Raw genomic sequence first — 25,041 nt, 5'->3', positions numbered from 1 at the left:
CAATACATGGTAGACAGAAGAGTTTTCAGCGGTGGCCTGCAGGTCAAGAACTATCGCTACGTACAAAAAAATGAAGTATCGCCGCCAGCGCAGGCGGCGGTCGGGTTCATCCTGCTGGAGCACTTCTCGATGCCGGCCTTCACGCAGGCCCTCGATACCCTGGTTACGGCCAACCTGCTGCAGCCGTCCTGGTTCGCCACCCGGACGATCACAGTCGGTGGGCAGGATGTCATCAGTGACCTGGGCATTGTCATTCGCCCGGACACCGGGCTCGCCGATTGCAGTCCGGACGACTTCGACCTGCTGGTGGTGTGTGGTGGCCTGCGTTCGCCGTTGCACGAGCAGCCTGAGTTGCGCGCCTTCCTGAAAAAGGCCGCCGAAAAGGATATCGCACTGGGCGGTCTGTGGAGTGGTGCCTGGTTTCTGGCGCAGGCCAATCTGCTCGAAGGCTATCGCTGCGCGATTCACCCCGAGCATCGCCTGGCCCTGGCCGAGGCGGCCAGGGAAACCCAGGTCACCAGCGAAAGCTACATGGTCGACCGTGACCGCTATACCGCCGCCAGCCCGACCGGCGCGTTTTACATGGTGCTGGAGTGGATCGGCAAGATGCGCAACGGCGCGCTGGTCGACGGCATCATCGACATCCTCGCCTTCGAGGCGTCGCGCTATCGCCGGGTCAATCCCAAGCTGCACATCAAGATGGCCGAGCCGCTGCGCGAGGTGGTCAAACTCATGGAGTCCAACCTGGAAGAGCCACTGGACCTGATGCAGTTGTCGAGCTACGTCAACCGCTCGCGGCGACAGATCGAGCGGCTGTTCAAGGAACAGCTGGACACCACGCCACGCCGTTACTACCTCGAACTGCGGGTGACCGAGGGCCGCCGGCTGCTGCAGCACTCGGGGCTGACCATCGTGCAGGTCGCCGTGGCCTGCGGCTTCGTCTCGCCCAGCCACTTCAGCAAGTGCTACACCGCCTATTTCGGCTATCCGCCTTCGCGGGAAAAACGCTTCGAGTAAACCGCCGTCGACTGCCCGGGCCCTGGCCCTCCCTACGTTCTGGATCGAGCACAATGAAAATAAGAGACAAATTGACGTGTGTGTTTGCGGGGATCGCCGGTGTCCCGCTGCTGCTGGTCGCAGCGGTGGTGGTGGTCAATCTGCGTGATGAGGCCAGGGACAACTTCGTCGACAGCAGCACCCGCGAGATTCTGCAGATCGACAACGGCATGCAGCAGTTCTTCGACGGCATCGCCCAGAACGTCCAGTACCTGTCCCAGGACCCTCGCCTGGCGTCGCTCTCCGGGCTCAAGCGGTACATGGCTGCCGACGCTGCGACCGTCGCGCCGCCGGCGATCGCCAAGACGACGCTGGATATCTTCGACAGCTTTGCCAAGGCGCACCCGAACACCGCCTATGTGTCGCTGGCCACCGACGACGGGGGCTACGTCGCCTGGCCGGACGTGCCGGACCTGGCCGGTTATGACCCGCGCACGCGGCCCTGGTACCGCCTGGCGATGGCGGCACCGGGCAGCATCGTGCGCACGCCGGCGTACTACTGGGCGGCCAGCGATTCGGTGCTGATCTGCACCATGCGCACCCTCAATGACGCGCAGGGCAACCCGCGTGGCGTGGTCGGCCTGGATGTGTCGCTCAAGCAACTGACGGAACTGCTGCGCAAGATCAGGCTGGGGCGCAGCGGCTACCTGATGCTCACCGAAGCCGATGGCAACGTCTTGGTCGATGCCGCCGATCCGGCGCATTCGTTCAAGCACCTGGCTGACCTGGGCGGTGACTACGCGCCCTTGGCGGCACTGCGCGAAGGCTCGACAGAGGTCACGCTCAAGGGCGTGACCTACATGGCCAATGTCTACACCTCCAAGGCCCTGGGCTGGCACCTGATCGGGCTGATCGAGAAGCAGGAGGTCATGGCCAAGGCCGATCGCCTGAGCTGGATCATCCTCTGGGCCGCGCTGGTCATGGCGGTGCTGTTCGCCCTGGTGGGTGCGCGGTTTGCCGGGATCATCGTGCGGCCGATCCGCGGCGTTGCCAGTGGCCTGCAGGACATCGCCCAGGGCGAGGGCGACCTGACCCGCAACCTGGCCGTGCGCGGCAATGACGAAACGGCGGTGCTGGCCGGCTGGTTCAACGAGTTTCTTGGCGCCATCGCGCAACTGGTGCGCAACATCGGCCAGACCTCGGGCAGGCTGCAGCGCACCAGTGGTGGCACCCGCCAGGTCGCCCACGCGGTGAACGATGCCGCGTTGCGCCAGCGCGAGGCGCTCGAACTGGTCAGCACCGCATTCAACGAAATGGTGGCCACCGCCAACGAGGTGGCGCGTTCGTGCACCGAGGCGGCGGCGTCGGCCGATGCCGGCCAGCGTGACGTGCAGAGCGGGCAACGGCAGATCGACGAGGCGACCGACAATGTCGGGCAGTTGTCGAGCAACCTTGAGCAGGCCACCGAGGCCATGCAGGCACTGGAAGCGGACAGCCGCAACATCAACGGCATCCTCGACACCATCCGCTCGATTGCCGAGCAGACCAACCTGCTGGCGCTCAACGCGGCCATCGAGGCGGCGCGTGCCGGCGACCAGGGACGAGGGTTCGCCGTGGTGGCCGACGAGGTGCGGGCGCTGGCACGGCGCACCGCCGACAGCACCGGCGAGATCGACGGCCTGCTGGGCAACCTGGTGCGCGGCACCGAGAACGTCACCCGGCAGATGCAGGCCAGCGTCGACATGTCGCGCCAGAGTGTCGACCGTATCCAGCAGGCCCGGGAAAGCTTCAACAAGATACGTGATCAGGTGGATAACATCCGAGATCAGAATAGCCAGATCGCCACCGCCGCCGAAGAGCAGCACCAGGTGGCCGAGGATATCAACCGACACATCACGCAGATTCATACCGATGCGCGCGAGGTCGAGGACCTGGCCCGCGCCGCCCGCAACGATGCCGAGCAACTGGCGGATATTTCCAGCGAACTCAATACGCTGGTGGGGAGGTTCAAGTACTGAGGTCGAACCAACCGTTGCCGGTCATGTTCAGGTTCATCCGGTACGACAGCCTGGTATCAGAGGTTCCAGGCAACCTTCAGCCCCTCATGGATCGCTTCCTCGACCGTCCGCGGCGCCAGGCAGTCGCCGATGCGCTGGAAGTCCACTAGCCCCTGCAGTTCCTCGCCCAGGCTGTCGACCGGCTGATGCCTCTGGCACAACACCAGGGTATCGACCTCCTTCGAACAGCATCGGCTCGCCGCATCTCAAGGGCGCCTTGTCCATGAACGTCGCTTTCTGGGTCGATCACGGCGAAGAGCTCGAAGAGTGTTTCAATGCCTGGGCAAGCAAGTAAAGTAGCCAGGGTCGGGCACTAGCGTGGTGCCCGGCCCGTTCCAATTCCCAGCCTGTAGGAGTGATCCGCTTGAATGACCTTCTGCACACCGCTGCCGCGCCGGCGGCCATCGAGCGTCAACTGCGTGAGCAACTGGCGGCCTGTTACCGGTTGATTGCGCATTTTCGCATGACCGACCTGATCTTCACCCACATCTCCCTGCGCCTGCCCGGGCCGGAGCACCACTTCCTGATCAACCCTTATGGGCTGCTGTTCGACGAAATCACCGCCTCGAGCCTGGTAAAGATCGGCCTCGACGGGCGGGCGGTGGAGGACTCGCCGTACGCGGTGAACCCGGCCGGTTTCGTGATCCACAGTGCAATCCATGGCGCCCGCGAGGATGCGCAATGCGTGCTGCACACCCATACCAAGGCCGGTTGCGCGGTGGCGGCGCTCAAGTGCGGGCTGTTGCCGGTGAACCAGATTTCCATGGAGTTCTATGGCCGCACCGCGTACCACGATTATGAGGGGGTGGCGCTGGACCTGGATGAGCAGGCGCGGCTGGTGCAGGACCTGGGCGACAAGTCGGTGATGATCCTGCGCAACCATGGCCTGCTGAGCGTGGGCAGGACGGTGGGCGAGGCGTTTCTGCGCATGTATTACCTGGAGAAGGCGTGCGAGATCCAGGTGACGGCGCAGGCCTGCGGCGAGCTGGTGTTGCCGTCCCATGAGGTGTGCGCGCACACCGAGCGGCAGTTCAACGACCCGGGGCGGCCGGTGGAGGAGGGGCAGTTGACCGACCCGAATGCCATGGAACTGGCCTGGTCGGCGATGTTGCGATTGCTGGAGCGGGTGGCGCCGGATTATCGCGATTGAGCTGATGGTTTTGTGGTGATTGGGCGGACGTCTTCGCGGGCAAGCCACGCTCCTACAGAGTTGTGTCGTTCACTCACCTTGTGTACGACACGATCCTGTAGGAGCGGGCTTGCCCGCGAAGGGGCCCTCGAGTCCTGCCACTATCTGTCAGATATGCAGGGCGTGCCCCAGCGCCTTCAGCGCCGCTTCCTGCACCGCTTCGCCCAGGGTCGGATGGGCATGGATGGTCCCGGCAATATCCTCCAGCCGCGCACCCATCTCCAGCGACTGCCCAAAGGCCGCCGCCAGTTCCGAAACGCCCACGCCCACCGCCTGCCAACCGACGATCAGGTGATTGTCGCGCCGCGCCACCACCCGCACGAAGCCATTCCTGGACTCCAGGGTCATGGCCCGGCCGTTGGCGGCGAACGGGAAGCTGGCGACGAGGCAATCCAGCCCGGCCGCCTTGGCGTCGTCCGGCGTCTTGCCGACCACCACCAGTTCCGGATCGGTAAAGCACACCGCCGCAATCGCCGTCGGGTTGAACTCGCGGTGCTGGCCGGCGATCAGCTCGGCGACCATTTCCCCCTGGGCCATGGCGCGGTGAGCCAGCATCGGCTCGCCGGTCAGGTCACCGATCGCCCAGACGTTGCGCATGCTGGTCTGGCAATGGCTGTCGACGCGGATCGCCGAACCGTTCATGGCCAGCGCCAGGGTTTCGAGATTCCAGCCCTGGGTCCGTGGCTTGCGACCCACCGCCACCAGCACCTGGTCGGTCGCCAACGGCAGGGTTTCGCCCTGGGGATCACGCACCTGGAGGCTGTTGCTCGCCGCGTCGAAACCTTCGACGCTGTGCCCCAGCAGCACGTGGATACCCAGCGCCTTGACCGACTCGGCCACCGGCTGGGTCAGTTCGCGGTCATAGGTCGGCAGGATACGGTCGCGGGCTTCGACCACCGTGACCTCGGCACCGAGCTTGCGGTAGGCGATGCCCAGTTCCAGGCCGATGTAGCCCGCCCCGACCACCACCAGGCGCCTGGGCACCGAGGTCGGCGCCAGGGCTTCGGTGGAGGAGATCACCGGGCCACCGAAGGGCAGCATCGGCAATTCCACGGTCTGCGAACCGTTGGCCAGCAGCAGGTGTTCGCACTGCACGCGCAGGCCATCGATGTCGACGTTCTTGCCGTCGATGATCTTGGCCCAGCCGTTGATGACCTGGACGCCGTTCTTCTTCAGCAGCCCGGCGACGCCACTGGTCAGTCGGTCGACGATGCCGTCCTTCCACTCCACGCTCTTGGTGATGTCCAGGGTCGCCTGCGCCACCTGGATGCCCAGCGGCGAGCTGCCGCCGCTGTAGCCCTGGGTGGCGTGGAACTGCTCGGCCACATGGATCAGCGCCTTGGACGGAATGCAGCCGACGTTCAGGCAGGTGCCGCCCAGGGACTGCCCTTCCACCAGGATGGTCGGGATGCCCAGTTGCCCGGCCCGAATGGCCGCGACATAGCCGCCGGGGCCGCCGCCGATGATCAGCAGGGTGGTGCTTTGAGTCTGTTGCATGCTCACTCCACAAACAGGCAGGCGGGTTGTTCGAGCAGGCCGCGAATGGCCTGGATGAATTGCGCCGCGTCCATGCCGTCGACCACGCGGTGATCGAACGAGCTGGAAAGGTTCATCATCTTGCGCACGACGATCTGGCCCTTGATCACCACGGGCCGCTCGACGATGCGGTTGACGCCGACGATCGCCACTTCCGGCAGGTTCAGCACCGGGGTGCTGACGATGCCGCCAAGGGCGCCGAGGCTGGTCAGGGTGATGGTCGAACCGGACATCTCCTCGCGGGTCGCCTTGCCGCTACGGGCGGCCTTGGCCAGGCGGTTGATCTCGTCGGAGGTTCCCCACAGGTCGAGGCTCTCGGCATGGCGCACCACCGGCACCATCAGGCCGCCGTCGGTCTGCGCGGCGACGCCGACATGCACCGCGCCGTGACGGGTGATGACCTGGGCCTCGTCGTCGTAGCGCACGTTCATCTGCGGGAAGTCGCGCAGGGCCACGACCATCGCCCGTACCAGGAACGGCAGCAGGGTCAGCTTGCCGCGGCTGTCGCCGTGTTTGTGGTTCAGGTGCACGCGCAACTCTTCGAGGGCGGTGACATCGACCTCCTCGACGTAGCTGAAGTGCGCGGCGCGGCGCTTGGCGTCCTGCATGCGCTGGGCGATCTTGCGGCGCAGGCCGATCACCGGGATCTGTTCCTCGTCGGTGCGTCGGGCATAGCGGCCATCGCTGCCGCGCGCCGGCTGTTCGGCCTGGGCCAGGTAGGCGTCGAGGTCCTCATGCAGGATGCGCCCGGCCGGGCCGCTGCCGTGGACGAAGCGCAATTCGATGCCGGCATCCCAGGCGCGTTTGCGCACCGCTGGCGAGGCCAGTGGGCGTTCGTCGGGCTGGCGGGCCACCACCGGTGCCGTGCGGGTCGGTGCAGGGGCCGCTGCCGGCTTGGCGACGGGGTCGGCGACCGCCACTTCGACCGGTTTCTCCTGTACCGGTGCGGGTGCCGCCTTGGCCGCAGGCGCTTCGCCGCCTTCGCGCACGTTGCCGGCGCCTTCGACCTCGATGCTGATCAGGATGCTGCCCACCGCCATGACTTCACCCGGCTGGCCGCCGAGGGCGATCACCTTGCCGTGCACCGGCGAGGGGATGTCGACCATGGCCTTGTCGGTCATGACATCGGCCAGCACCTGGTCCTCGACCACCAGGTCGCCGACCTGCACGTGCCATTGGGACAGTTCCACTTCCGCGATGCCTTCGCCGATGTCCGGCATCTTGATGACGTGAGTACCCATTCAGACCTCCATGACCCGTTTCAAAGCCGCCCCGACCCGAACCGGGCCAGGGAAGTACGCCCACTCCTGCGCATGGGGGTAGGGCGTGTCCCAACCGGTGACGCGTTCGATCGGCGCCTCCAGGTAGTGGAAGCAGTGCTCCTGCACCAGCGAGATCAGCTCGGCCCCGAAACCGCAGGTGCGGGTGGCTTCGTGGACGACCACGCAGCGACGGGTTTTCTTCACGGAATTGACGATGGTGTCCAGGTCCAGCGGCCAGAGGCTGCGCAGGTCGATGACTTCGGCATCGACGCCGGTTTCCTCGGCGGCGGCCTGGGCCACGTGGACGGTGGTGCCGTAGGTGAGAATGGTCACTTCGCTGCCCGGGCGGGTGATCGCCGCGCTGTCCAGCGGCACGGTGTAGTAGCCATCGGGTACGGCGCTGGCCGGGTGTTTCGACCAGGGGATGACCGGTTTCTCGTGGTGGCCGTCGAACGGGCCGTTATACAGGCGCTTGGGTTCGAGGAAGATCACCGGGTCATCGTTCTCGATGGCGGCGATCAGCAGGCCCTTGGCGTCGTAGGGGTTGGAGGGCATCACGGTGCGCAGGCCGCAGACCTGGGTGAACATCGCCTCCGGGCTCTGGCTGTGGGTCTGGCCGCCGTAGATGCCGCCGCCGCAGGGCATGCGCAGGGTCATCGGCGCGACGAACTCGCCGGCCGAGCGATAGCGCAGGCGCGCCGCTTCCGAGACGATCTGGTCGGAGGCCGGGTAGAAGTAGTCGGCGAACTGGATTTCCGCCACCGGGCGCAGCCCGTAGGCGCCCATGCCCACCGCCACGCCGACGATGCCGCTTTCCGAGATCGGGGCATCGAACACCCGCGAGGTGCCGTACTTGGCCTGCAGGCCCTCGGTGCAGCGGAACACGCCACCGAAGTAGCCGACGTCCTGGCCGAACACCACCACGTTGCTGTCGCGCTCGAGCATCACATCCATGGCCGAGCGCAGGGCCTGGATCATGGTCATGGTGCTGGTGGCCACGGCGTTCTCCGTTTGCAATTTGCTGTGATCGTTCATGGCTTATAACCCCAGTTCCTGGCGCTGCCGACGCAGGTGGTCGGGCATTTCCTTGTAGACGTCCTCGAAGATGGTCGCGGCGCTCGGCATCTGTCCGCCGGCCAGGGTGCCGTACTGTTCGGCTTCCTTCTGCGCGGCGATGACTTCGGCTTCCAGCTCGGCGCTGACGGCGGCGTGTTCCTCTTCGGACCACTGGCCGATGGCGATCAGGTGCTGCTTGAGGCGGGCGATCGGGTCGCCCAGGGGGAAGTGGCTCCAGTCGTCGGCGGGACGGTACTTGGACGGATCGTCGGAGGTGGAGTGCGGGCCGGCCCGGTAGGTGACCCACTCGATCAGGGTCGGGCCGAGGTTGCGCCGGGCGCGTTCGGCGGCCCAGCGGGAGGCGGCATACACCGCGAGGAAATCGTTGCCGTCGACCCGCAGCGAGGCGATGCCGCAGCCGACGCCGCGGCCGGCGAAGGTGGTGGCTTCACCGCCGGCGATGGCCTGGAAGGTGGAGATCGCCCACTGGTTGTTGACCACGTTGAGAATCACCGGGGCGCGGTACACGTGGGCGAAGGTCAGGGCGGTGTGGAAGTCCGACTCGGCGGTGGCGCCGTCGCCGATCCAGCCCGAGGCGATCTTGGTATCGCCCTTGATCGCCGAGGCCATGCCCCAGCCGACCGATTGCACGAACTGGGTGGCGAGGTTGCCGGAAATGGTGAAGAAGCCATGGTCGCGCACCGAGTACATGATCGGCAGTTGCCGGCCCTTGAGCGGATCGCGCTCGTTGGACAGCAGCTGGCAGATCATGTCCACCAGCGGCACTTCGCGGGCCATCAGGATGCTCTGCTGGCGGTAGGTGGGGAAGCACATGTCGTCGATGTTCAGCGCCAGGGCCTGGGCGCTGCCGATGGCTTCCTCGCCGAGGCTCTGCATGTAGAACGACATTTTCTTCTGGCGCTGGGCGACCACCATGCGGCTGTCGAAGATGCGGGTCTTGAGCATGGCGCGCATGCCCTTGCGCAGGATCTCCAGCGGCATGTCCTCGGCCCAGGGGCCAAGGGCCTGGCCCTGGTCGTCGAGCACGCGGATCAGGCCACGGGCCAGGTCGGCGGTGTCGGCGGGTTCGACGTCGATGGGGGGCTTGCGGACCTGGCCGGCATCGGTCAGGCGCAGGTAGCTGAAGTCGGTCTTGCAGCCCGGGCGTCCCGAGGGTTCGGGTACGTGCAGGCGCAGCGGTGGGTACGCTGTGGTCATGGCTTTCTACGCTCTATCTTGTGAATTTCTTGTAGTGGGCGCGCGAGCTGGCAATCATTCCCTGGGTAAGGGAAATCTTGTCCTACAACAATCATAGGCCGGTCGTAGGAGAATATTTCTCTCTGTTTGGTTGCGCCTGAGATTATTTGCAGATAAAAAATCTGCATAAGCATAAAAAACAGGTGATTTTCTCTCATGCGCAAACTGGATCGCACCGACATCGGCATTCTCAACAGCCTTCAGGAGAATGCCCGTATCACCAACGCGGACCTGGCCCGTTCGGTCAATCTGTCGCCGACCCCGTGTTTCAACCGGGTGCGGGCGATGGAGGAGTTGGGACTGATCCGCGAGCAGGTGACCCTGCTCGATGCCGACCTGCTCGGCCTGCACGTCAACGTGTTCATCCACGTCAGCCTGGAGAAACAGGTGGAGGAGGCCCTGCAGCACTTCGAGGCGGCGATCGCCGATCGGCCGGAGGTGATGGAGTGTTATCTGATGGCGGGGGACCCGGACTATCTGATCCGCGTGCTGGTGCCGACCATCCAGGCGCTGGAGCGCTTCATGATGGACTTTCTGACCAAGGTGCCGGGGGTGGCGAACATCCGTTCCAGCTTTGCGCTCAAGCAGGTGCGCTACAAGACGGCGCTGCCGTTGCCGGCTGGCGGTCTGACGCTGGCGATGTAGGGAAAAGGCGAAGGAAGGGTGGGACTTTCGTCAGCCGCGACCCCGGATGCCAGGGCTGACGAGTTCGAGGACTTACAGGTTGTCCTTCTTTTCTCCGGCAGACAGGCCGGCCTGGATCCGCTGATAGATCTCTTCACGGTGCACTGCCACGTCTTTTGGAGCGTTGATGCCGACGCGTACCTGCTGGCCGCTGACGCCCAGGATCGTGATGGTGATGTTGTCGCCGATGTTGATGCTTTCACCGATTTTGCGGGTGAGTATCAGCATGTCTTTACTCCTTGATTGTTACTACTGAAGTGCCTTTCTCAGGCATTCCTGGCTTAGGTCTTACATACAGAATACCGCCAAGTCGATCCGAGCGGGTGGTTCATTACAGACGTCATTTCATTCTATTTAATTCCCCTGCACCGGAAAATCGTCGGTAATTCAGCCTGATAAGGGAGCGGCAGGGCGGATCTACGTCGGATGAGACTGGCCGTAAGGTGATAAAATCACATTAACTGACGATTACGGGAGACGCTCTGTGCGCAGAATAGCAGTGATGATGGCATTCGTGGTGCTGGCCGGTTGCGGCGAGGGTTCGGGCAACAAGGCCGAGCCGGCCAAGGCGGCCGTTGCACCGGTGGCCGCGGCCGTGCAGGCCACAGGCTGGGACCTGCTGATCAAGGACGACAAGTCCAAGGCGCTGACCGACTGGACCGCGTGGCTGATCGAGCACGGTTTCCCGTTCAAGATCCTCGATGATGGCCAGGTCATCGCCGGCCCGTTCGCCACCCGGGAAATTGCCGAGCAGAAGAAGGCGCAACTGGCCGACAAGCAGAACATGCAATCGGAGGTGGTGGAGCACAAGGCGCAGCCTTGAGGCTTGATCCTGAGGGCCCACCAGAAAGCCAGGTGTCACCGATTGGCGAGGCAGGTCAATGCGGGTGCGGTGTGTTCGTCGGATCCACTATCTGAAACACCTTGCCATTGCGCCAGGCATCCGCCCCTGGCGCAATGGCAGGCGCCGGTATATCGGCCCGCGCCTTCTTTTTCTGCGCGCTGTCTATCCCGAATCGACGATCCCGTTCGGCCACCATTTCCGGATCGCTCTGACCCTCTGCGGTGAAGCCCATCATGAGCTGTGGAACGCCAAGGGGCAGATCCTTATTCAGGTCGGTATGCCAGGTATGCCAGGTCTTGCCGTAGGTATGGACGAGCTTTTCCATCAAGGCATGTTCGGCCAGTTCGGGAATCCCGGGAGCCACGAGCTGGCCTGATTTGACTTCGTGAACATGACTGTGCCAGAGCGCTTGCTCGGCTTTGGGCAGACCGGCGAACAATGACTCGCTGATGATGTACTCGACCCCCATCAACTTGGCGTCCTGGCGATTACCGTCGTAGATCACGCACTGGATCACCTCCTCGTTCAGGATGGCGCAGTAATGATGTGCTTCCATCTGCGCTTCCATGTGTCCGTTATAAAAATGGAAACCATCCAGGTAGGCATTCAACGCGTCTATCGGCGGGCGCGCTTGAAGCAGTGCGGCGCCTGTATCCAGGGAACTGGTGGTGAGTGACGGGGCGTCGCCCGGGGCGACCACCCCAGACGGCGAATTGTTGCCAGCGCATGCGCTCAGGAGCGCGGCGAGCGCTGTCGCGTAGAGCGCTTTGACCGGGTGGCCTGTTCGTACTTCATTCATTCCAGCGTCCTTTCCGCCATGGGGGGTCGGTGTCCGTCTTTGTGCCTGCAAACGCTTTTTCAGCTGATGGACCAGTAATCGGTCAGTGTCCCCGCCTTGCCTTGTACGGGGTCCTGGTCGGGAAAGGGCAGGGTGGCGATACGTTCAAGCTGTGTCTGGCTCGGTGCCTGCCGGCAGATATCGGCATGCTGGCCTGGTGGATACGCCCCAACCACCAGAAAGTCGGCACTCGAGCCGAGATTGCAGTGCCCCGTTCCCGCAGGAAGCAGCAACACGTCGCCCGGCCCCACTTCGACCACATGCCCATCCGGGCCGCCCAGCATCAGGCGTGCCTGGCCGCTTGCGACACCCAATACCTCGTGTCCTTCGGTGTGGTAGTGATGATAGTCATACACCCCGTCTCGCCATTGAGGCGGCCAGCCGTGAGCCGAGAAGGTCTTCTCAAGCAGCGTCGCCTGATCATCACCTGATGCAGCGATCGCGTTTCGATAAATGATCACCGGCAGGCGGGGATGATTCGGTACCCAGTCGTTGCGTTCCAGCATGAGTGTTTTCGGTGTGTTCACCGTGTCTCGAAGATCTTTCATGTCAGCCATCTCCTGGATGGAAAACTACCCGGCATGAGATTTATGAGCGGGATCTGCCAGGTTCGTTCCTCCAGGAAGGGGAGAGCCAGGCTGTGGCGCCGGCCGCTTTCGGCGGTGCGAGGTCCTGAAGTCGAGTTACCGCTCGTCAGACATGCAGCGGATTTCTTGAACAGGCGATTCGTTCTCTCGGACAGATTGAACATGTGCTGACGAAAATTCCCTTTCGTCTCGCCTCTGGGAGAACGCAATGAAAGCCATCGTGTACAACGGTCCTCGTGACGTCAGCGTGCAAAATGTGCCGGACGCCAGGATCGAAAAGCCCACCGACGTGCTGGTGCGAGTGACGACCACCAACATCTGCGGATCTGACCTGCATATGTATGAAGGCCGCACTTCTTTTGAAACAGGCAGGGTATTCGGCCATGAGAACCTGGGCGAGGTCATCGAAGTGGGCGCCGCTGTCGATCGGATCAAGGCAGGCGACCGGGTATGCCTGCCCTTCAACATCGGCTGCGGCTTTTGCGAGAACTGTGAGAAGGGCCTGACCGGATTCTGCCTGACGGCTAACCCGGGCAGCGCGGGTGCGGCCTACGGATTCGCTGAAATGGGGCCTTATCAGGGTGGGCAGGCTGAACTGCTGAGGGTGCCATATGCCGACTTCAACTGCCTGGTGTTGCCCGATGACGCGCAAGAACGTGAAGACGATTATGTCATGCTGTCCGATATCTTCCCGACGGGATGGCATGCAACCGAGCTGGCTGGCCTCCTGCCGGGGGAGAGCATTGCCATCTACGGTGCCGGCCCGGTTGGCCTGATGGCCGCCCATTCGGCCATGATCAAGGGCGCCTCCGAGGTGTTCGTGGTCGACAGTCATCCCGACCGTTTAAGGCTCGCGGCCCAGATGGGGGCCACGCCCATCAGCGCGCTTGAGAAGGAGGCGGTGGATCAGATATTGAACCTGACCCATGGCAGAGGGACCGATCGCGGCTGTGAGTGTGTGGGCTATCAATGCTGTGACCGCCACGGGCATGAAGCCAATCACCTGACCATGAACAATCTGGTCGCCTCGACAAAGGCGACTGGCGGCATCGGTGTCGTGGGCGTGTTCGTGCCTCAGGATCCGGGTGCTGAAAATGAATTGGCCCAGGAAGGCAAGATGGCTTTCGATTTCGGCGCCTTCTGGTTCAAGGGGCAGCAGATTCGAACCGGGCAGGCCAATGTCAAAGCCTACAACCGTCGTCTGGCCGAACTGATCCATCATGGCCGCGCCAAACCTTCCGGGATCATCTCTCATCGTCTCAAGCTTGCCGAAGGCCCGGACGCCTACAGGCACTTCGACGCGCGTGACGATGGCTGGACGAAGGTGGTGCTCAAGCCCGCAGCTTGAAACGACCCGCCCATTTCGGTTTGTGCAGGTTCGCGATGACCGCTACGAGGCCTCGCGCTCTGCATGACCCTCTCGCTCAAAGGTGAACGATCATGAAAAGGTTATCCATGTGCCTTGGCCTGTGCACGGTATTCATGCTTCATGGATGCTTCGACAAGTCCGATAACGAAACGAAGAACAATTCCAGTGGTACCCAGTCTTCTGTACAGATGCAAAAGGGAAAGGCAGAGGAGAGTCAGTAACGGGATGATGGCGCAGGAAGCGGTCGGGAAATCCTGCCGGTTCAGCCGCAGGCCTTGAGATCCACCGCGCCGACGAACTCGTTGCCGCGGCCCATCACGCAGGCCACGCTCTGGTTGCGCTGGCGTTCCCATGGCTGTACCGGGTAGGTCTTGTCCCAGGCTTCATACAGCTGGCGATCCTGTTTCGACAGGCGCAACCCGTACTGCTTGCTCATGTAGAAGTAGGTGCGGGCGATCATTCCGCGGATCGAGGGCCGCGGCATGACCTTCTTGGCCTTGAAGTCGACCTGGGTCAGGCATGAGCCATACTGGCCCTTCTGTTCCGGCAGCCAGCCGAAACTGAAATTGCTGCGGTCGCCATTCACCTCGCCGATGCTCGGCACCAGGTTGTGCAGGTCGGCTTCGGCGCGCTGGTAGGTCGGATCGCTCTGCGTGCAGTTCTTGCGCCCGCCCTGTTGCCAGCACTGGCGCTGATGGCCGATCTGCCAGGCCGGCACGATATGTTCCCACTCGATGCGCGCCGCGCGGGCGGCGTTCTTGCGCGGTACATAGCCGCAGGCCTGGAGGTCGACCCGGTTGCCGTTGTACTTGCAGCCGCAATAGAACTCCGTGGATTGTCGTTCATACAGTTTCCAGGCGACTTTCTTGGCTTCGCTGAAGGTTCGTGGAGCGTCGGCCTGGGCGGGCAGCACCCAGCACAGGCCGAGCAGGGCGATGACGGGCAGACGCATCACTCAGTCTTCCTTGGGCACGGTCCAGAAAATCTGCACGCCACCGTCATCGCGGTAGGCGAGGGTGACGTTGTCGTTTTCGTCGATCTCCTCGAGCAACTGTTCCCAGTCCTCGGAGGGCTCGTCCGGCATGCGGAAGATCAGCGCGGCCTTGGCCTGCTGGGCCGCTTGGGAGTTGATGATTTTCTGTACGCGCAGGCCCATGCGCTCGTAGGAACTGAGGGCGGCGGAGGCTGAAGTTGGGTTTGCCACGAAACAATCCTTAATTAAGCTGTACGTGCATACAGTATTTAACTGTAGGCAGTTTCGCAACTATCAGAGAGATCTGGAGCGTTTCTGACAGCGCTTTTTATGATTTGGCGTCAGCTGTAGGAAAAATTATAAGGATTTGCCTGAGCCTGAATGTCAGCAAATGGCTGCCCGCCAAGTGAGGTTTTTCGCGGCCTCTGGTGGGCCGAAGGCGTATAGGTTGCAGGAGCTTTGTATCGGTACCCGATGCACTCTCGTACGTCGTGGCTAAAGTTCAGCAGGCCACCGCCGATACGCCGGTACAGAAATTTTCCGAGGTTCTTACCATGTCAGTAGGTTTTCCTTCTCCCGGCGGCCTGATGATCAACGGCCACACCGCCGGCTCGACGGAGTCCAAGACCATCGCCATGACGAGCGAGATCGACAAGGCGGTCAAGGACAGCGATGAGGCCGACAGCAAGGACGGCAAGGTCCGTACTGGCGGCGGCAGCGCCGAAGCGGCCGGCGGCGCCCAGGAAAGCTCGGGTGATGGTCACAGCGTAGCGGTCAAGACGCTGCAGAAGCGCATGAAGGAGCTGCAGCAGCAACTGCGCGAGCTTCAGCAGCAGTTGGAGGCCGCGCAGAAGGCTTCCTACCCTTCGGAGGATGCCCGCACCAGCGTGCTGATGGGGATCCAGGGGCAGATCAGTACCGTCAACGGTGCGCTGATGACGACGGCCGCGGCACTGCTCCAGGCCCTGATCAAAGAGGCCAAGTCCGGCAGCAGCGGCTCGCTGGTCAGCACCACCGCGTAACCTGTTCCCACAGGGTTTCTTCGCACTTTCCCCTCGCCACCGGGCATCGCGCCCGGTGGCCGACTCACGACTATTCTTTGGATCGAACCCATGGCAGCCCGTTGACAAATGTCGATGAGGTTCGCATAGTTCATTCACGCAAACGTTTGCGCGGGTTGTTTCCCAGGCGTTCCACCGTCGTGGAAGCGTCCTGTCGCGTGGCTGACGTTGCTCACAATAATCATAAGATCCGGAGTGAACCCCATGAAGTTGCCATTCGCTGGTCGTCTGCTCGCTGTCGCCGTACTCGCTGCCACCTTGCCGATGTCGTCGGCCTTCGCTGACGCGGCCAAGCCCAAGGTCGGCCTGGTCATGAAATCCCTCGCCAACGAATTCTTCGTCACCATGCAGGATGGGGCCAAGGATTACCAGAAAGCCCACTCCGCCGATTTCGACATGATCACCAACGGGATCAAGAACGAAACCGACACCGCCGCCCAGATCGACATCGTCAACCAGATGATCCTGTCCAAGGTCGATGCCCTGGTGATCGCCCCGGCCGACTCCAAGGCCCTGGTGACGGTACTCAAGAAAGCCTCCGATGCCGGCATCAAGGTGGTCAACATCGACAACCGCCTCGACCCGCAGGTGCTCAAGAGCAAGAACCTGGACATTCCCTTCGTCGGCCCGGACAACCGCAAGGGCGCGCGCCTGGTCGGCGACTACCTGGCCAAGACCCTGGCCTCCGGCGACAAGGTCGGCATCATCGAAGGCGTACCGACCACCACCAACGCCCAGCAGCGGACCGCCGGTTTCAAGGACGCGATGGATGCCGCCGGCATGAAGATCGTCTCCACCCAATCCGGCAACTGGGAAATCGACCAGGGCAACAAGGTTGCCTCGGCCATGCTGAGCGAATACCCGGACCTCAAGGCGCTGCTGGCCGGTAACGACAACATGGCCCTGGGCGCCGTGTCCGCGGTGCGTGCCGCCGGCAAGGCGGGCAAGGTGCAGGTGGTCGGTTACGACAACATCGAGGCGATCAAGCCGATGCTGCAGGACGGCCGGGTGCTGGCCACCGCCGACCAGGCCGCGGCCCAGCAGGCGGTGTTCGGTATCCAGAACGCGCTCAAGCTGGTCAAGGGCGAGAAGGTCGATGCCGTCGATGGCGTGATCGAGACCCCGGTCGAACTGGTTCTCAAGAAATAACCCCGAGAAGCAACCCCTGGCTGCAACCGCGCCCGCTCGTCCTGAGCGGGCGCCCGGAGATTTTCCTATGTCATCTTCCGCACCGAACGCTGTCCTGTCGGTCAGCGGTATCGGCAAGACCTATGCGCAACCTGTCCTGAGCAACATCGACCTGACGCTGTTGCGTGGCGAGGTGTTGGCGCTGACCGGTGAAAATGGCGCGGGCAAAAGCACGCTGTCGAAGATCATCGGCGGGCTGGTCACGCCGACCACCGGCCAGATGCACTTCAAGGGTCAGCCCTATGCCCCCGGCAGCCGGACCCAGGCTGAAGAGCAGGGCATCCGCATGGTCATGCAGGAACTCAATCTGTTGCCGACCCTGTCGGTGGCGGAAAACCTGTTTCTCGACAACCTGCCCAGCCACGGTGGCTGGATCAGCCGCAAGCAACTGCGCCAGGCCGCCATCGAGGCCATGGCCCAGGTCGGCCTGGAGGCGATCGACCCCGACACCCTGGTCGGTGAGCTGGGGATCGGCCACCAGCAGATGGTGGAAATCGCCCGCAACCTGATCGGCGATTGCCATGTGCTGATTCTCGACGAGCCGACCGCGATGCTCACCGCCCGCGAGGTCGAAATGCTCTTCGAGCAGATCACCCGCCTGCAGGCCCGAGGCGTGGCGATCATCTACATTTCCCACCGGCTGGAAGAGCTGGCGCGGGTGGCTCAGCGCATTGCGGTACTGCGCGATGGCAACCTGGTCTGTGTCGAGCCGATGGCCAACTACAACAGCGAACAACTGGTCAACCTGATGGTCGGCCGCGAGCTGGGTGAACACATCGACCTGGGCGAGCGCAAGATCGGCGCACCGGCCCTGACGGTCAAGGGCCTGAGCCGGGCGGACAAGGTGTTCGACGTGTCCTTCGAGGTGCGCGCCGGCGAGATTTTCGGCATCTCCGGCCTGATCGGTGCCGGGCGCACCGAGCTGCTGCGGCTGATCTACGGTGCCGATGTCGCCGACAGCGGCACCGTGGCCCTCGGCACGCCGGCCCAGGTCGTCGATATCCGTTCGCCGGTCGATGCGGTGCGCCATGGCATCGCCCTGATCACCGAGGACCGCAAGGGCGAAGGCCTGCTGCTGACCCAGTCGATCAGCGCCAACATCGCCCTGGGCAACATGCCGGCAATTTCCAGTGGCGGGGTGGTCAACGGTCGCGACGAAACCGCGTTGGCGCAGCGGCAGATCGGGGCCATGCGCATCCGCAGTTCCAGCCCGGACCAACTGGTCTCCGAGCTGTCCGGCGGCAACCAGCAGAAGGTGGTGATCGGCCGCTGGCTGGAGCGCGACTGCTCGGTGCTGCTGTTCGACGAGCCGACCCGAGGGATCGACGTCGGTGCCAAATTCGATATCTACGCGCTGCTCGGCGAACTGACCCGCCAGGGCAAGGCGCTGGTGGTGGTCTCCAGCGACCTGCGCGAGCTGATGCTGATCTGTGACCGCATCGGCGTGCTCTCGGCCGGGCGCCTGATCCAGACCTTCGAGCGCGACAGCTGGACCCAGGACGACTTGCTTGCCGCCGCGTTTGCCGGCTACCAGAAACGTGATGCGCTGCTCAACGACGCGGCGCCTAGGGATACCCTATGAAAACTGCTCCTTCGACCGCCAAGGCCGGTCGCAACTTTTATGGCCTCGGCACCTACCTGGGCCTGGCCGGCGCCTTGCTGGGGATGATCATCCTGTTCTCCAGCCTGAGCAGCCACTTCCTGTCCTACGACACCTTCAGCACCCTGGCCAACCAGATTCCCGACCTGATGGTGCTGGCGGTCGGCATGACCTTCGTGCTGATCATCGGCGGTATCGACCTGTCGGTCGGCTCGGTGCTGGCGCTGGCGGCCTCCGCGGTCAGCGTCGCGGTGCTCGGCTGGGGCTGGAGCGTGCTGCCGGCGGCGGTGCTGGGCATGGGCTGCGCCGCGCTGGCGGGGACCATCACCGGTTCGATCACCGTGGCCTGGCGGATTCCGTCGTTCATCGTCTCCCTCGGCGTGCTGGAAATGGCCCGTGGCCTGGCCTACCAGATGACCGGCTCGCGCACCGCCTACATCGGTGATGCCTTCGCCTGGCTGTCGAACCCGATCGCCTTCGGTATTTCGCCGTCGTTCATCATCGCGCTGCTGGTGATCATTGCCGCGCAACTGGTGCTGACCCGCACCGTGTTCGGCCGCTACCTGATCGGCATCGGCACCAACGAGGAAGCCGTGCGCCTGGCGGGGATCAACCCCAAGCCGTACAAGATCCTGGTGTTCAGCCTGATGGGCCTGCTGGCCGGTATCGCGGCGTTGTTCCAGATCTCGCGCCTGGAAGCGGCCGACCCGAACGCCGGTTCCGGCCTGGAGCTGCAGGTGATCGCCGCGGTGGTGATCGGTGGCACCAGCCTGATGGGCGGGCGTGGTTCGGTGATCAGCACCTTTTTCGGCGTGCTGATCATTTCCGTACTGGCCGCGGGCCTTGCGCAGATCGGTGCGACCGAGCCGACCAAGCGGATCATCACCGGTGCGGTGATCGTCATTGCCGTGGTGCTCGATACCTATCGCAGCCAACGCGCCCGTCGGCGGGCCTGAGTCATGGCGACCATCAAGGACGTGGCCGCGCTGGCCGGGATTTCCTACACCACGGTGTCCCATGTGGTGAACAAGACCCGACCGGTCAGCGAACGGGTGCGGCTCAAGGTCGAGGCGGCCATCGCCGAGCTCGACTACGTGCCCAGTGCCGTGGCGCGCTCGCTCAAGGCCAAGTCCACCGCGACTATCGGCCTGCTGGTGCCCAACAGCCTGAACCCGTATTTCGCCGAACTGGCGCGGGGGATCGAGGATTACTGCGAACGCAATAACTATTGTGTGATCCTCTGCAATTCCGACGATGATCCGGACAAGCAGCGCAACTACCTGCGGGTGTTGCTGGAGAAGCGCGTCGACGGGCTGATCGTCGCCTCCACCGGCGGTGATGGCAGCTTTGCCGCCGGCCTGTCGGCGGTGCGTACGCCGATGGTGATGGTCGACCGCGATATCGACGGAGTCGACACAGACCTGGTGCGCATCGACCACGAGGAGGGCGCCTACCTGGCAACCCGCCACCTACTGGAGCTGGGGCATCGGGCCATCGCGTTCATCGGCGGACCGAAGGACACCAGCGTCGCGCAACTGCGCCTGGCCGGTTATCGCCGGGCGTTGCAGCAGGCCAAGGTCAAGGTGCCGGCCAAGTGGGTGCTGGCCAGCGACTTCACCAGCACCGGGGGTTACCTGGCGGCGGCAAGACTGCTGGACGGCGAGCGGCCCAGCGCCATTTTCGCCGGCAACGACATGCTCGGCATCGGCGCGCTGCGGGCCGCGGCGGAGCGCGGTATCCGCGTGCCGGGCGAGTTGTCGGTCATCGGCTTCGACGATATCCGCATGAGTCGTTATGTCTACCCGGCGCTGACAACGGTCGGCCAGTCGATCCTGGAGCTGGGTGAGACAGCCGCCGAGTTGCTGCTGCGGCGCATCGCGACGCCGGGCCTGGCGCTCGACCAGCGTATCGTGATCCCCAGCATCGTCATGCGCGAATCGACGGCGCAGGTTTCGGATGGTTTCGCCTGAAACGTCGGCCCAGCAGTGCTGGCGCCGGCCGAACTGAATTCAAGAGTACAGATGCATGCAAGCAAAAGTAGTGGTCATCGGCAGTCTCAACATGGACCTGGTTACCCGCGCCGAACGCCTGCCCCGCGCGGGTGAGACCCTGATCGGCCAGTCGTTCGGCACCGTGCCCGGCGGCAAGGGTGCCAACCAGGCGGTGGCGGCGGCACGGCTGGGCGCCCAGGTGTCGATGGTCGGCTGTGTCGGCGACGACGCCTATGGGCAGCAATTGCGTGATGCGTTGCTGGCCGAGGGCATCGATTGCCAGGCGGTCACCGCGGTGGAGGGTGTTTCCAGCGGCGTGGCGCTGATCGTGGTCGACGACAGCAGCCAGAACGCGATCGTCATCGTCGCCGGCGGCAACGGCCGGGTGAGCCGCGAAGGGGTCAAGGCTTTCGACGCGGTACTGCAGGCGGCCGATGTGATCATCTGCCAGCTCGAAATACCGCTGGACACCGTCGGCTATGCGCTCAAGCGCGGCCGCGAACTGGGCAAGACCGTCATCCTCAACCCGGCACCGGCCAGCGCGCCGTTGCCGGCCGACTGGTACGCGTCGATCGACTACCTGATCCCCAACGAAAGCGAAGCCTCGGCCCTGAGCGGCCTGCCGGTGGATTCGCAAGCCTCGGCCGAGGCGGCTGCCGCCAGGCTGATGGCGGCCGGGGCAGGGAAGGTGATCATCACCCTCGGCGCCCAGGGTTCGCTGTTCGCTGATGGCCAGGGTTTCACCCATTTCCCGGCGCCCAAGGTCCAGGCGCTGGACACCACGGCCGCCGGCGACACCTTCGTCGGTGGCTTTGCCGCGGCGCTGGCCTGCGGCAAGAGTGAAGCCGAGGCGATCCGCTTTGGTCAGGTCGCGGCGGCGTTGTCGGTCACCCGCGCCGGTGCGCAGCCATCCATTCCGCAATTGTCTGAAGTGCAGGGGTTCGAACTGTCATGAAAAAAGCACCGTTGCTCAACATTGCCCTGTCACGCTTGATCGCCTCGCTGGGCCATGGCGAGATGCTGGTGATCGGCGATGCCGGTCTGCCGGTACCGCCGGGCGTCGAGCTGATCGACCTGGCCCTGACCCCGGGCATCCCCGATTTCGTCAGCACCCTGCGCGTGGTGCTCAGCGAAATGCAGGTGGAAAGCCATGCATTGGCCGAAGAGATCCTGCTCAAGCGCCCACCGGCGCTGGAGACCTTGGAGGCGCTGACGGTCCAGGGTGACCTGGGGCTGCGGCGCCTGCTCAGCCACGAGCAATTCAAGGCACTCAGTCGCCAGGCCAAGGCCGTGGTGCGTACCGGTGAGTGCCAGCCCTACAGCAACGTCATCCTGGTTGCCGGTGTGACGTTCTGATTTTCCAATCGCGCACAAGGAGTGCACCATGCAACGCTATGCTCAGAATTTGTCACGCTGGTTCAGGAGTCTGCTGATCGTGTCCCTGCTCACTGCCACCGGCGCCCAGGCGGCGGAAAAGATCGACCTGATCATCGACACCGACCCGGGGGCCGACGATGTGGTGGCCCTGTTGTTCGCCCTGGCCTCGCCGGAGGAGTTGAACATCCGCGCGCTGACCACCGTCGCCGGCAACGTGCGCCTGGACAAGACCTCGCGCAACGCCCGCCTGGCCCGCGAGTGGGCCGCACGCGAAGAGGTGCCGGTGTACGCCGGCGCGCCGCGGCCGCTGCTGCGCACGCCGATCTACGCCGAGAACATCCACGGCAAGGAGGGCATCTCCGGGGTGACCGTGCATGAACCCAAGGCGCCGCTGGCCCAGGGCAATGCGGTCAATTACCTGATCGACACCCTGCGCGCGGCCAAGCCCCACAGCATCACCATCGCCATGCTCGGGCCGCAGACCAACCTGGCCCTGGCGCTGATCCAGGATCCGGAAATCACCCAGGGCATCAAGGAAGTGGTGGTCATGGGCGGTGCGCACTTCAACGGCGGCAATATCACGCCGGTGGCCGAGTTCAACCTGTTCGCCGACCCGCAGGCGGCCGAGGTGGTGCTCAAGAGCGGCGTCAAGCTGACCTACCTGCCGCTGGACGTGACCCACAAGATCCTCACCAGCGACGAGCGCCTGAAGAAGATCGCCGCGCTGAACAACAACGCGAGCAAGGTGGTCGGCGATATCCTCAACGACTACGTCAAGGGCGACATGGAGCACTACGGCATTCCCGGTGGCCCGGTGCACGACGCCACGGTCATCGCCTACCTGCTCAAGCCTTCGCTGTTCAGCGGGCGTGAGGTCAACATGGTGGTCGACAGCCGCGAAGGCCCGACCTTCGGCCAGACCATCGTCGACTGGTACGACGGCCTGAAGCAGACCAAGAACGTGTTCTGGGTCGAGAACGGCGACGCGCAGGGCTTCTTCGACCTACTGACGGCGCGCCTGGGGCGTCTGAAGTAAACCGTGTGGCCCGCAGGCGCTCGCCTGCGGGTTGGCTGGGCACAAGGCCCGGCAACGTGCCAAACTGCGGTTTTGCCTTTTCGGGAAAACCGCCGTGCAGATCGACCTGAACAACCCCGACAACCTCACTCTCGAAGCCGTGCGCCAGTTGCTCGCATCGGCCAGTGATGACGTGCACACCCAGTTGCGGGTGACCCGTTCGGGCATCGCCTACCTGTCCAGCGGCGTGGTCGGCGGGCGCGATATCGAGGGGCTGCTGTTTCGCCTGGAGACCTGGGCGGCCGGTTCCGGCTATGTCGGCAACGTGGCGGCGGCCGATGAGGTGTGGGTGCAGCAGGTGTTCAACGCGTTGAAGGACAACTGGCCCAATCCGCCCTTCGACTACATCGACATCTACTGAAATATACAAGCCGTTCATATTCAGTCACGATTGATTGCGCCAGCGGGCTGTTGGCTCAGGCAGACTTGTCCGGTATTGCTGTCAGAATCGGTTCGTCCGCCTGGCAATATGCAACCAATTGCCTGAACGGCGGTCGCACGCACTCTACCTATTTTTCACAAGGAGGCTTCATGCCTTGGAAGCTTGCATCTTTGGGGGCGATTTTCGCCATGTCGGTCTTGGCCGGTTGCTCGACGAACACCGGCTCCGCGCCGGCCAGTAGCAGCGAGCCCGTGACTCGGAACGACAGCGGTCGCTGCGAGGCCAAAGGCGCCGAGTTCGCGATCGGCAAGCAGGCCTCTGCCCAATTGCTGGAGCAGGCACGCAGCCGCAGTGGCGCGCAGACCGCGCGGGTGGTGGGGCCGGATGACATGATTACCCTGGAGTACCGCTCCGATCGCCTGAACCTCAATGCCGACCGTACCGGCAAGATCGAGCGGGTCAACTGCGGCTGATCGCGGCGTTGTCTGTCGCACGCCTTTTCGGGCACCCATAAAAAACCCCGTCACATGGACGGGGTTTTTTTCAGGCCGGGGAGATTACTCCGCGCGAACCTGGGCAGCTTGCATGCCCTTTTGGCCTTTCTCAGCCACGAAGGAAACGGTCTGGCCTTCTTTCAGGCTTTTGAAACCGTCAGCTTCGATAGCTTTGAAGTGTACGAACAGGTCGTCACCGCCACCTTGAGGAGTGATGAAGCCGAAGCCTTTTTCATCGTTGAACCATTTTACGGTGCCGGTTTGGCGATTAGACATGGTGTATCTCCAAGAAACATATATTTTCAGTAGTGCTGTGCTGCTCAGGCCAACTGGGCACACGGAGCTATCATAGTCGAAATGTTCGGCTTGGGAGCCCCCGCGGCTGCGGATTGCCAATCAGTCGCGCTTTCTTTACCGCCTCAATCGGCTGAAAGCCCCGGTTTCAAAGGCTTTCAGCGAAAAACGAGGCTGACAAAAAAAGCCGTAAAAACTGCATAAAATGTGTGAAAAAACTGCTTTTTCGCTCTGAAGCAGGCCAAGGGTTGCCGATTCAGCGGCTTATTTGCTCACGCGGCAGGCGGCAACGACATTCAGCGCCTTGGTTTGCAGTTCCTTGCTGGGGCCCTTGTTGGGGTCTTTCGGGTGCATCAGTTCGGACAGCTCGGCCGTGGTGAACTTGTCGTTGAGCTGGTCGGCGCTGCAGGCGCAGTGCTGCTGGGCGGTCTTGAGGTCGACGCTGCGGTTGGCGGCGGCGGTGCAGTCCTTCATGTAGGCATCGCGTTGGCCGGCCGGCCAGGCAGCCTGTGCGCTCAGCGGCAGCAGCAGGGCGATGGGCGCGGCGAGGGCGAAAAGGTGAGTCAGGCGCATGTTGGAATACTCCTTTGGATAGAGCGCGAACTGAGCGTCGCTTGCAGGGTGTTTGAGGGCCGCAGGGCCGCTCAAGTTCACCGGTGGCAGATGAAACCTGCTGAACTGTAGCAGTTTGTGCTTGTGGCGAGGCGATGACCGTTCATCTGTGCTAGCATCCCCGCCCTGGCTGTATTCGGCGCCGTAGCGGGGTTCCTCCTGCGACGCCACGCCATCAACCCTTTTTTGAACTCCAGTCACTCTGGTTCGTTTCCGGTTGGCCTTGCGGCTCCTGCCACTGTGCGGCAGGCGTTCTTCACTGAACGGCTGGACGGATCGCGTACTGGCTGCTCATCCCAACCCACGTGACCTTTGGTAG

The 25,041-nt window shown here is 63.5% G+C and carries 26 protein-coding genes and 3 pseudogenes; 17 read left to right on the top strand and 12 right to left on the bottom strand.

Annotation, left to right across the window (positions count from 1 at the left end; genetic code table 11):
- Positions 1-6 precede the first annotated feature (6 nt).
- The 3 genes and pseudogenes from ACZ5KU_RS20320 to ACZ5KU_RS20310 form a co-directional block, all read left to right on the top strand.
- Positions 7-1,017: a GlxA family transcriptional regulator gene (locus ACZ5KU_RS20320; RefSeq protein WP_054060021.1), complete on the top strand. Its 1,011-nt coding sequence runs from the start codon at positions 7-9 to the stop codon at positions 1,015-1,017.
- Positions 1,018-1,070: 53 nt separating this feature from the next.
- A pseudogene (locus ACZ5KU_RS20315) lies at positions 1,071-2,153 on the top strand (cache domain-containing protein); the annotation flags it as partial.
- A gap of 324 nt (positions 2,154-2,477) precedes the next feature.
- A pseudogene (locus ACZ5KU_RS20310) lies at positions 2,478-3,014 on the top strand (methyl-accepting chemotaxis protein); the annotation flags it as partial.
- A gap of 56 nt (positions 3,015-3,070) precedes the next feature.
- Here ACZ5KU_RS20310 and ACZ5KU_RS20305 read toward each other — a convergent pair.
- Positions 3,071-3,254: pseudogene (locus ACZ5KU_RS20305) on the bottom strand (hypothetical protein); the annotation flags it as partial.
- A 163-nt stretch (positions 3,255-3,417) separates the two neighbouring features.
- Here ACZ5KU_RS20305 and ACZ5KU_RS20300 point away from each other — a divergent pair.
- Positions 3,418-4,203: a class II aldolase/adducin family protein gene (locus ACZ5KU_RS20300; RefSeq protein WP_054060020.1), complete on the top strand. Its 786-nt coding sequence runs from the start codon at positions 3,418-3,420 to the stop codon at positions 4,201-4,203.
- A 147-nt stretch (positions 4,204-4,350) separates the two neighbouring features.
- Here ACZ5KU_RS20300 and lpdA read toward each other — a convergent pair whose 3' ends face one another.
- The 4 genes from lpdA to ACZ5KU_RS20280 are packed head-to-tail and all read right to left on the bottom strand — an operon-like array spanning position 4,351 to position 9,314.
- A complete protein-coding gene (gene lpdA / locus ACZ5KU_RS20295) occupies positions 4,351-5,739 on the bottom strand; it encodes a dihydrolipoyl dehydrogenase (protein WP_416769658.1) in 1,389 nt (462 codons plus the stop codon).
- Positions 5,740-5,741: 2 nt separating this feature from the next.
- On the bottom strand, positions 5,742-7,019 hold the full coding sequence (locus tag ACZ5KU_RS20290) for a dihydrolipoamide acetyltransferase family protein (RefSeq protein WP_054064481.1): 1,278 nt from the start codon (positions 7,017-7,019) through the stop codon (positions 5,742-5,744).
- The gene (locus ACZ5KU_RS20285) at positions 7,020-8,075 is read right to left on the bottom strand and encodes an alpha-ketoacid dehydrogenase subunit beta (RefSeq protein ID WP_054057758.1); all 1,056 of its coding nucleotides are present in this window, start codon (positions 8,073-8,075) and stop codon (positions 7,020-7,022) included.
- Positions 8,076-8,078: 3 nt separating this feature from the next.
- Positions 8,079-9,314 (bottom strand): 3-methyl-2-oxobutanoate dehydrogenase (2-methylpropanoyl-transferring) subunit alpha, encoded by a 1,236-nt coding sequence (locus tag ACZ5KU_RS20280; protein ID WP_054057757.1) that lies wholly within the window; start codon positions 9,312-9,314, stop codon positions 8,079-8,081.
- 195 nt (positions 9,315-9,509) lie between these two features.
- Here ACZ5KU_RS20280 and bkdR point away from each other — a divergent pair, with 195 nt between their 5' ends.
- Positions 9,510-9,998 (top strand): Bkd operon transcriptional regulator BkdR, encoded by a 489-nt coding sequence (bkdR, locus tag ACZ5KU_RS20275; protein ID WP_010443703.1) that lies wholly within the window; start codon positions 9,510-9,512, stop codon positions 9,996-9,998.
- Between the two features lie 72 nt (positions 9,999-10,070).
- Here bkdR and csrA read toward each other — a convergent pair whose 3' ends face one another.
- Positions 10,071-10,265 carry a carbon storage regulator CsrA gene (gene csrA, locus ACZ5KU_RS20270; RefSeq protein ID WP_054057756.1) on the bottom strand — a complete coding sequence of 65 codons (195 nt, stop codon included), beginning with the start codon at positions 10,263-10,265 and terminating at the stop codon, positions 10,071-10,073.
- 256 nt (positions 10,266-10,521) lie between these two features.
- On the opposite strand from csrA, the gene ACZ5KU_RS20265 reads away from it, so the two are divergent.
- Entirely contained in the window at positions 10,522-10,860 is a 339-nt protein-coding gene (locus tag ACZ5KU_RS20265; protein WP_301601423.1) for an SPOR domain-containing protein, read from the top strand.
- Between the two features lie 55 nt (positions 10,861-10,915).
- Here the strand turns inward: ACZ5KU_RS20265 and ACZ5KU_RS20260 are convergent, their stop codons facing one another.
- Positions 10,916-11,680, bottom strand: a complete 765-nt coding sequence (locus ACZ5KU_RS20260) for an OBAP family protein (RefSeq protein ID WP_054057754.1) — start codon at positions 11,678-11,680, stop codon at positions 10,916-10,918.
- 59 nt (positions 11,681-11,739) lie between these two features.
- On the bottom strand, positions 11,740-12,267 hold the full coding sequence (locus tag ACZ5KU_RS20255) for a cupin domain-containing protein (protein WP_054057753.1): 528 nt from the start codon (positions 12,265-12,267) through the stop codon (positions 11,740-11,742).
- Positions 12,268-12,514: 247 nt separating this feature from the next.
- On the opposite strand from ACZ5KU_RS20255, the gene ACZ5KU_RS20250 reads away from it, so the two are divergent.
- Positions 12,515-13,654 carry a glutathione-independent formaldehyde dehydrogenase gene (locus ACZ5KU_RS20250; protein ID WP_054064484.1) on the top strand — a complete coding sequence of 380 codons (1,140 nt, stop codon included), beginning with the start codon at positions 12,515-12,517 and terminating at the stop codon, positions 13,652-13,654.
- A gap of 283 nt (positions 13,655-13,937) precedes the next feature.
- On the opposite strand, the gene ACZ5KU_RS20245 is transcribed toward ACZ5KU_RS20250, so the two are convergent.
- Positions 13,938-14,627: an endonuclease gene (locus ACZ5KU_RS20245; RefSeq protein ID WP_054057768.1), complete on the bottom strand. Its 690-nt coding sequence runs from the start codon at positions 14,625-14,627 to the stop codon at positions 13,938-13,940.
- A 3-nt stretch (positions 14,628-14,630) separates the two neighbouring features.
- Positions 14,631-14,831, bottom strand: a complete 201-nt coding sequence (locus ACZ5KU_RS20240) for a DUF1654 domain-containing protein (RefSeq protein ID WP_054057767.1) — start codon at positions 14,829-14,831, stop codon at positions 14,631-14,633.
- 371 nt (positions 14,832-15,202) lie between these two features.
- On the opposite strand from ACZ5KU_RS20240, the gene ACZ5KU_RS20235 reads away from it, so the two are divergent.
- The 10 genes from ACZ5KU_RS20235 (at position 15,203) to ACZ5KU_RS20190 (ending at position 23,795) form a co-directional block, all read left to right on the top strand.
- On the top strand, positions 15,203-15,670 hold the full coding sequence (locus ACZ5KU_RS20235) for a hypothetical protein (RefSeq protein ID WP_464736142.1): 468 nt from the start codon (positions 15,203-15,205) through the stop codon (positions 15,668-15,670).
- A gap of 243 nt (positions 15,671-15,913) precedes the next feature.
- Positions 15,914-16,858 (top strand): sugar ABC transporter substrate-binding protein, encoded by a 945-nt coding sequence (locus tag ACZ5KU_RS20230; RefSeq protein WP_273822445.1) that lies wholly within the window; start codon positions 15,914-15,916, stop codon positions 16,856-16,858.
- A 67-nt stretch (positions 16,859-16,925) separates the two neighbouring features.
- Positions 16,926-18,479 (top strand): sugar ABC transporter ATP-binding protein, encoded by a 1,554-nt coding sequence (locus ACZ5KU_RS20225; protein ID WP_054064487.1) that lies wholly within the window; start codon positions 16,926-16,928, stop codon positions 18,477-18,479.
- Complete coding sequence (locus ACZ5KU_RS20220) at positions 18,476-19,453, top strand: ABC transporter permease (RefSeq protein ID WP_054057748.1); 978 nt, start codon at positions 18,476-18,478, stop codon at positions 19,451-19,453. Before ACZ5KU_RS20225 ends, ACZ5KU_RS20220 begins: the two co-directional genes overlap by 4 nt.
- Before the next feature lie 3 nt (positions 19,454-19,456).
- Positions 19,457-20,467 carry a LacI family DNA-binding transcriptional regulator gene (locus ACZ5KU_RS20215; protein ID WP_464736141.1) on the top strand — a complete coding sequence of 337 codons (1,011 nt, stop codon included), beginning with the start codon at positions 19,457-19,459 and terminating at the stop codon, positions 20,465-20,467.
- Between the two features lie 55 nt (positions 20,468-20,522).
- On the top strand, positions 20,523-21,443 hold the full coding sequence (gene rbsK / locus ACZ5KU_RS20210; RefSeq protein WP_054064490.1) for a ribokinase: 921 nt from the start codon (positions 20,523-20,525) through the stop codon (positions 21,441-21,443).
- Positions 21,440-21,844: a D-ribose pyranase gene (rbsD, locus tag ACZ5KU_RS20205; protein ID WP_054057746.1), complete on the top strand. Its 405-nt coding sequence runs from the start codon at positions 21,440-21,442 to the stop codon at positions 21,842-21,844. The genes rbsK and rbsD overlap by 4 nt, the downstream gene beginning before the upstream one ends.
- Positions 21,845-21,872: 28 nt before the next feature.
- Complete coding sequence (locus ACZ5KU_RS20200) at positions 21,873-22,901, top strand: nucleoside hydrolase (protein ID WP_416769648.1); 1,029 nt, start codon at positions 21,873-21,875, stop codon at positions 22,899-22,901.
- Positions 22,902-22,995: 94 nt separating this feature from the next.
- A complete protein-coding gene (locus ACZ5KU_RS20195; RefSeq protein ID WP_054057744.1) occupies positions 22,996-23,301 on the top strand; it encodes a hypothetical protein in 306 nt (101 codons plus the stop codon).
- Between the two features lie 170 nt (positions 23,302-23,471).
- Complete coding sequence (locus ACZ5KU_RS20190) at positions 23,472-23,795, top strand: I78 family peptidase inhibitor (RefSeq protein WP_054057743.1); 324 nt, start codon at positions 23,472-23,474, stop codon at positions 23,793-23,795.
- Between the two features lie 84 nt (positions 23,796-23,879).
- Here the strand turns inward: ACZ5KU_RS20190 and ACZ5KU_RS20185 are convergent, their stop codons facing one another.
- A complete protein-coding gene (locus ACZ5KU_RS20185; protein ID WP_054057742.1) occupies positions 23,880-24,092 on the bottom strand; it encodes a cold-shock protein in 213 nt (70 codons plus the stop codon).
- Between the two features lie 282 nt (positions 24,093-24,374).
- A complete protein-coding gene (locus tag ACZ5KU_RS20180) occupies positions 24,375-24,683 on the bottom strand; it encodes a hypothetical protein (RefSeq protein WP_054057741.1) in 309 nt (102 codons plus the stop codon).
- Between the last annotated feature and the right edge of the window lie 358 nt (positions 24,684-25,041).

The organism is Pseudomonas sp. Tof1, from assembly GCF_055390395.1.
This window is presented reverse-complemented; position numbering and strand designations above follow the sequence as displayed.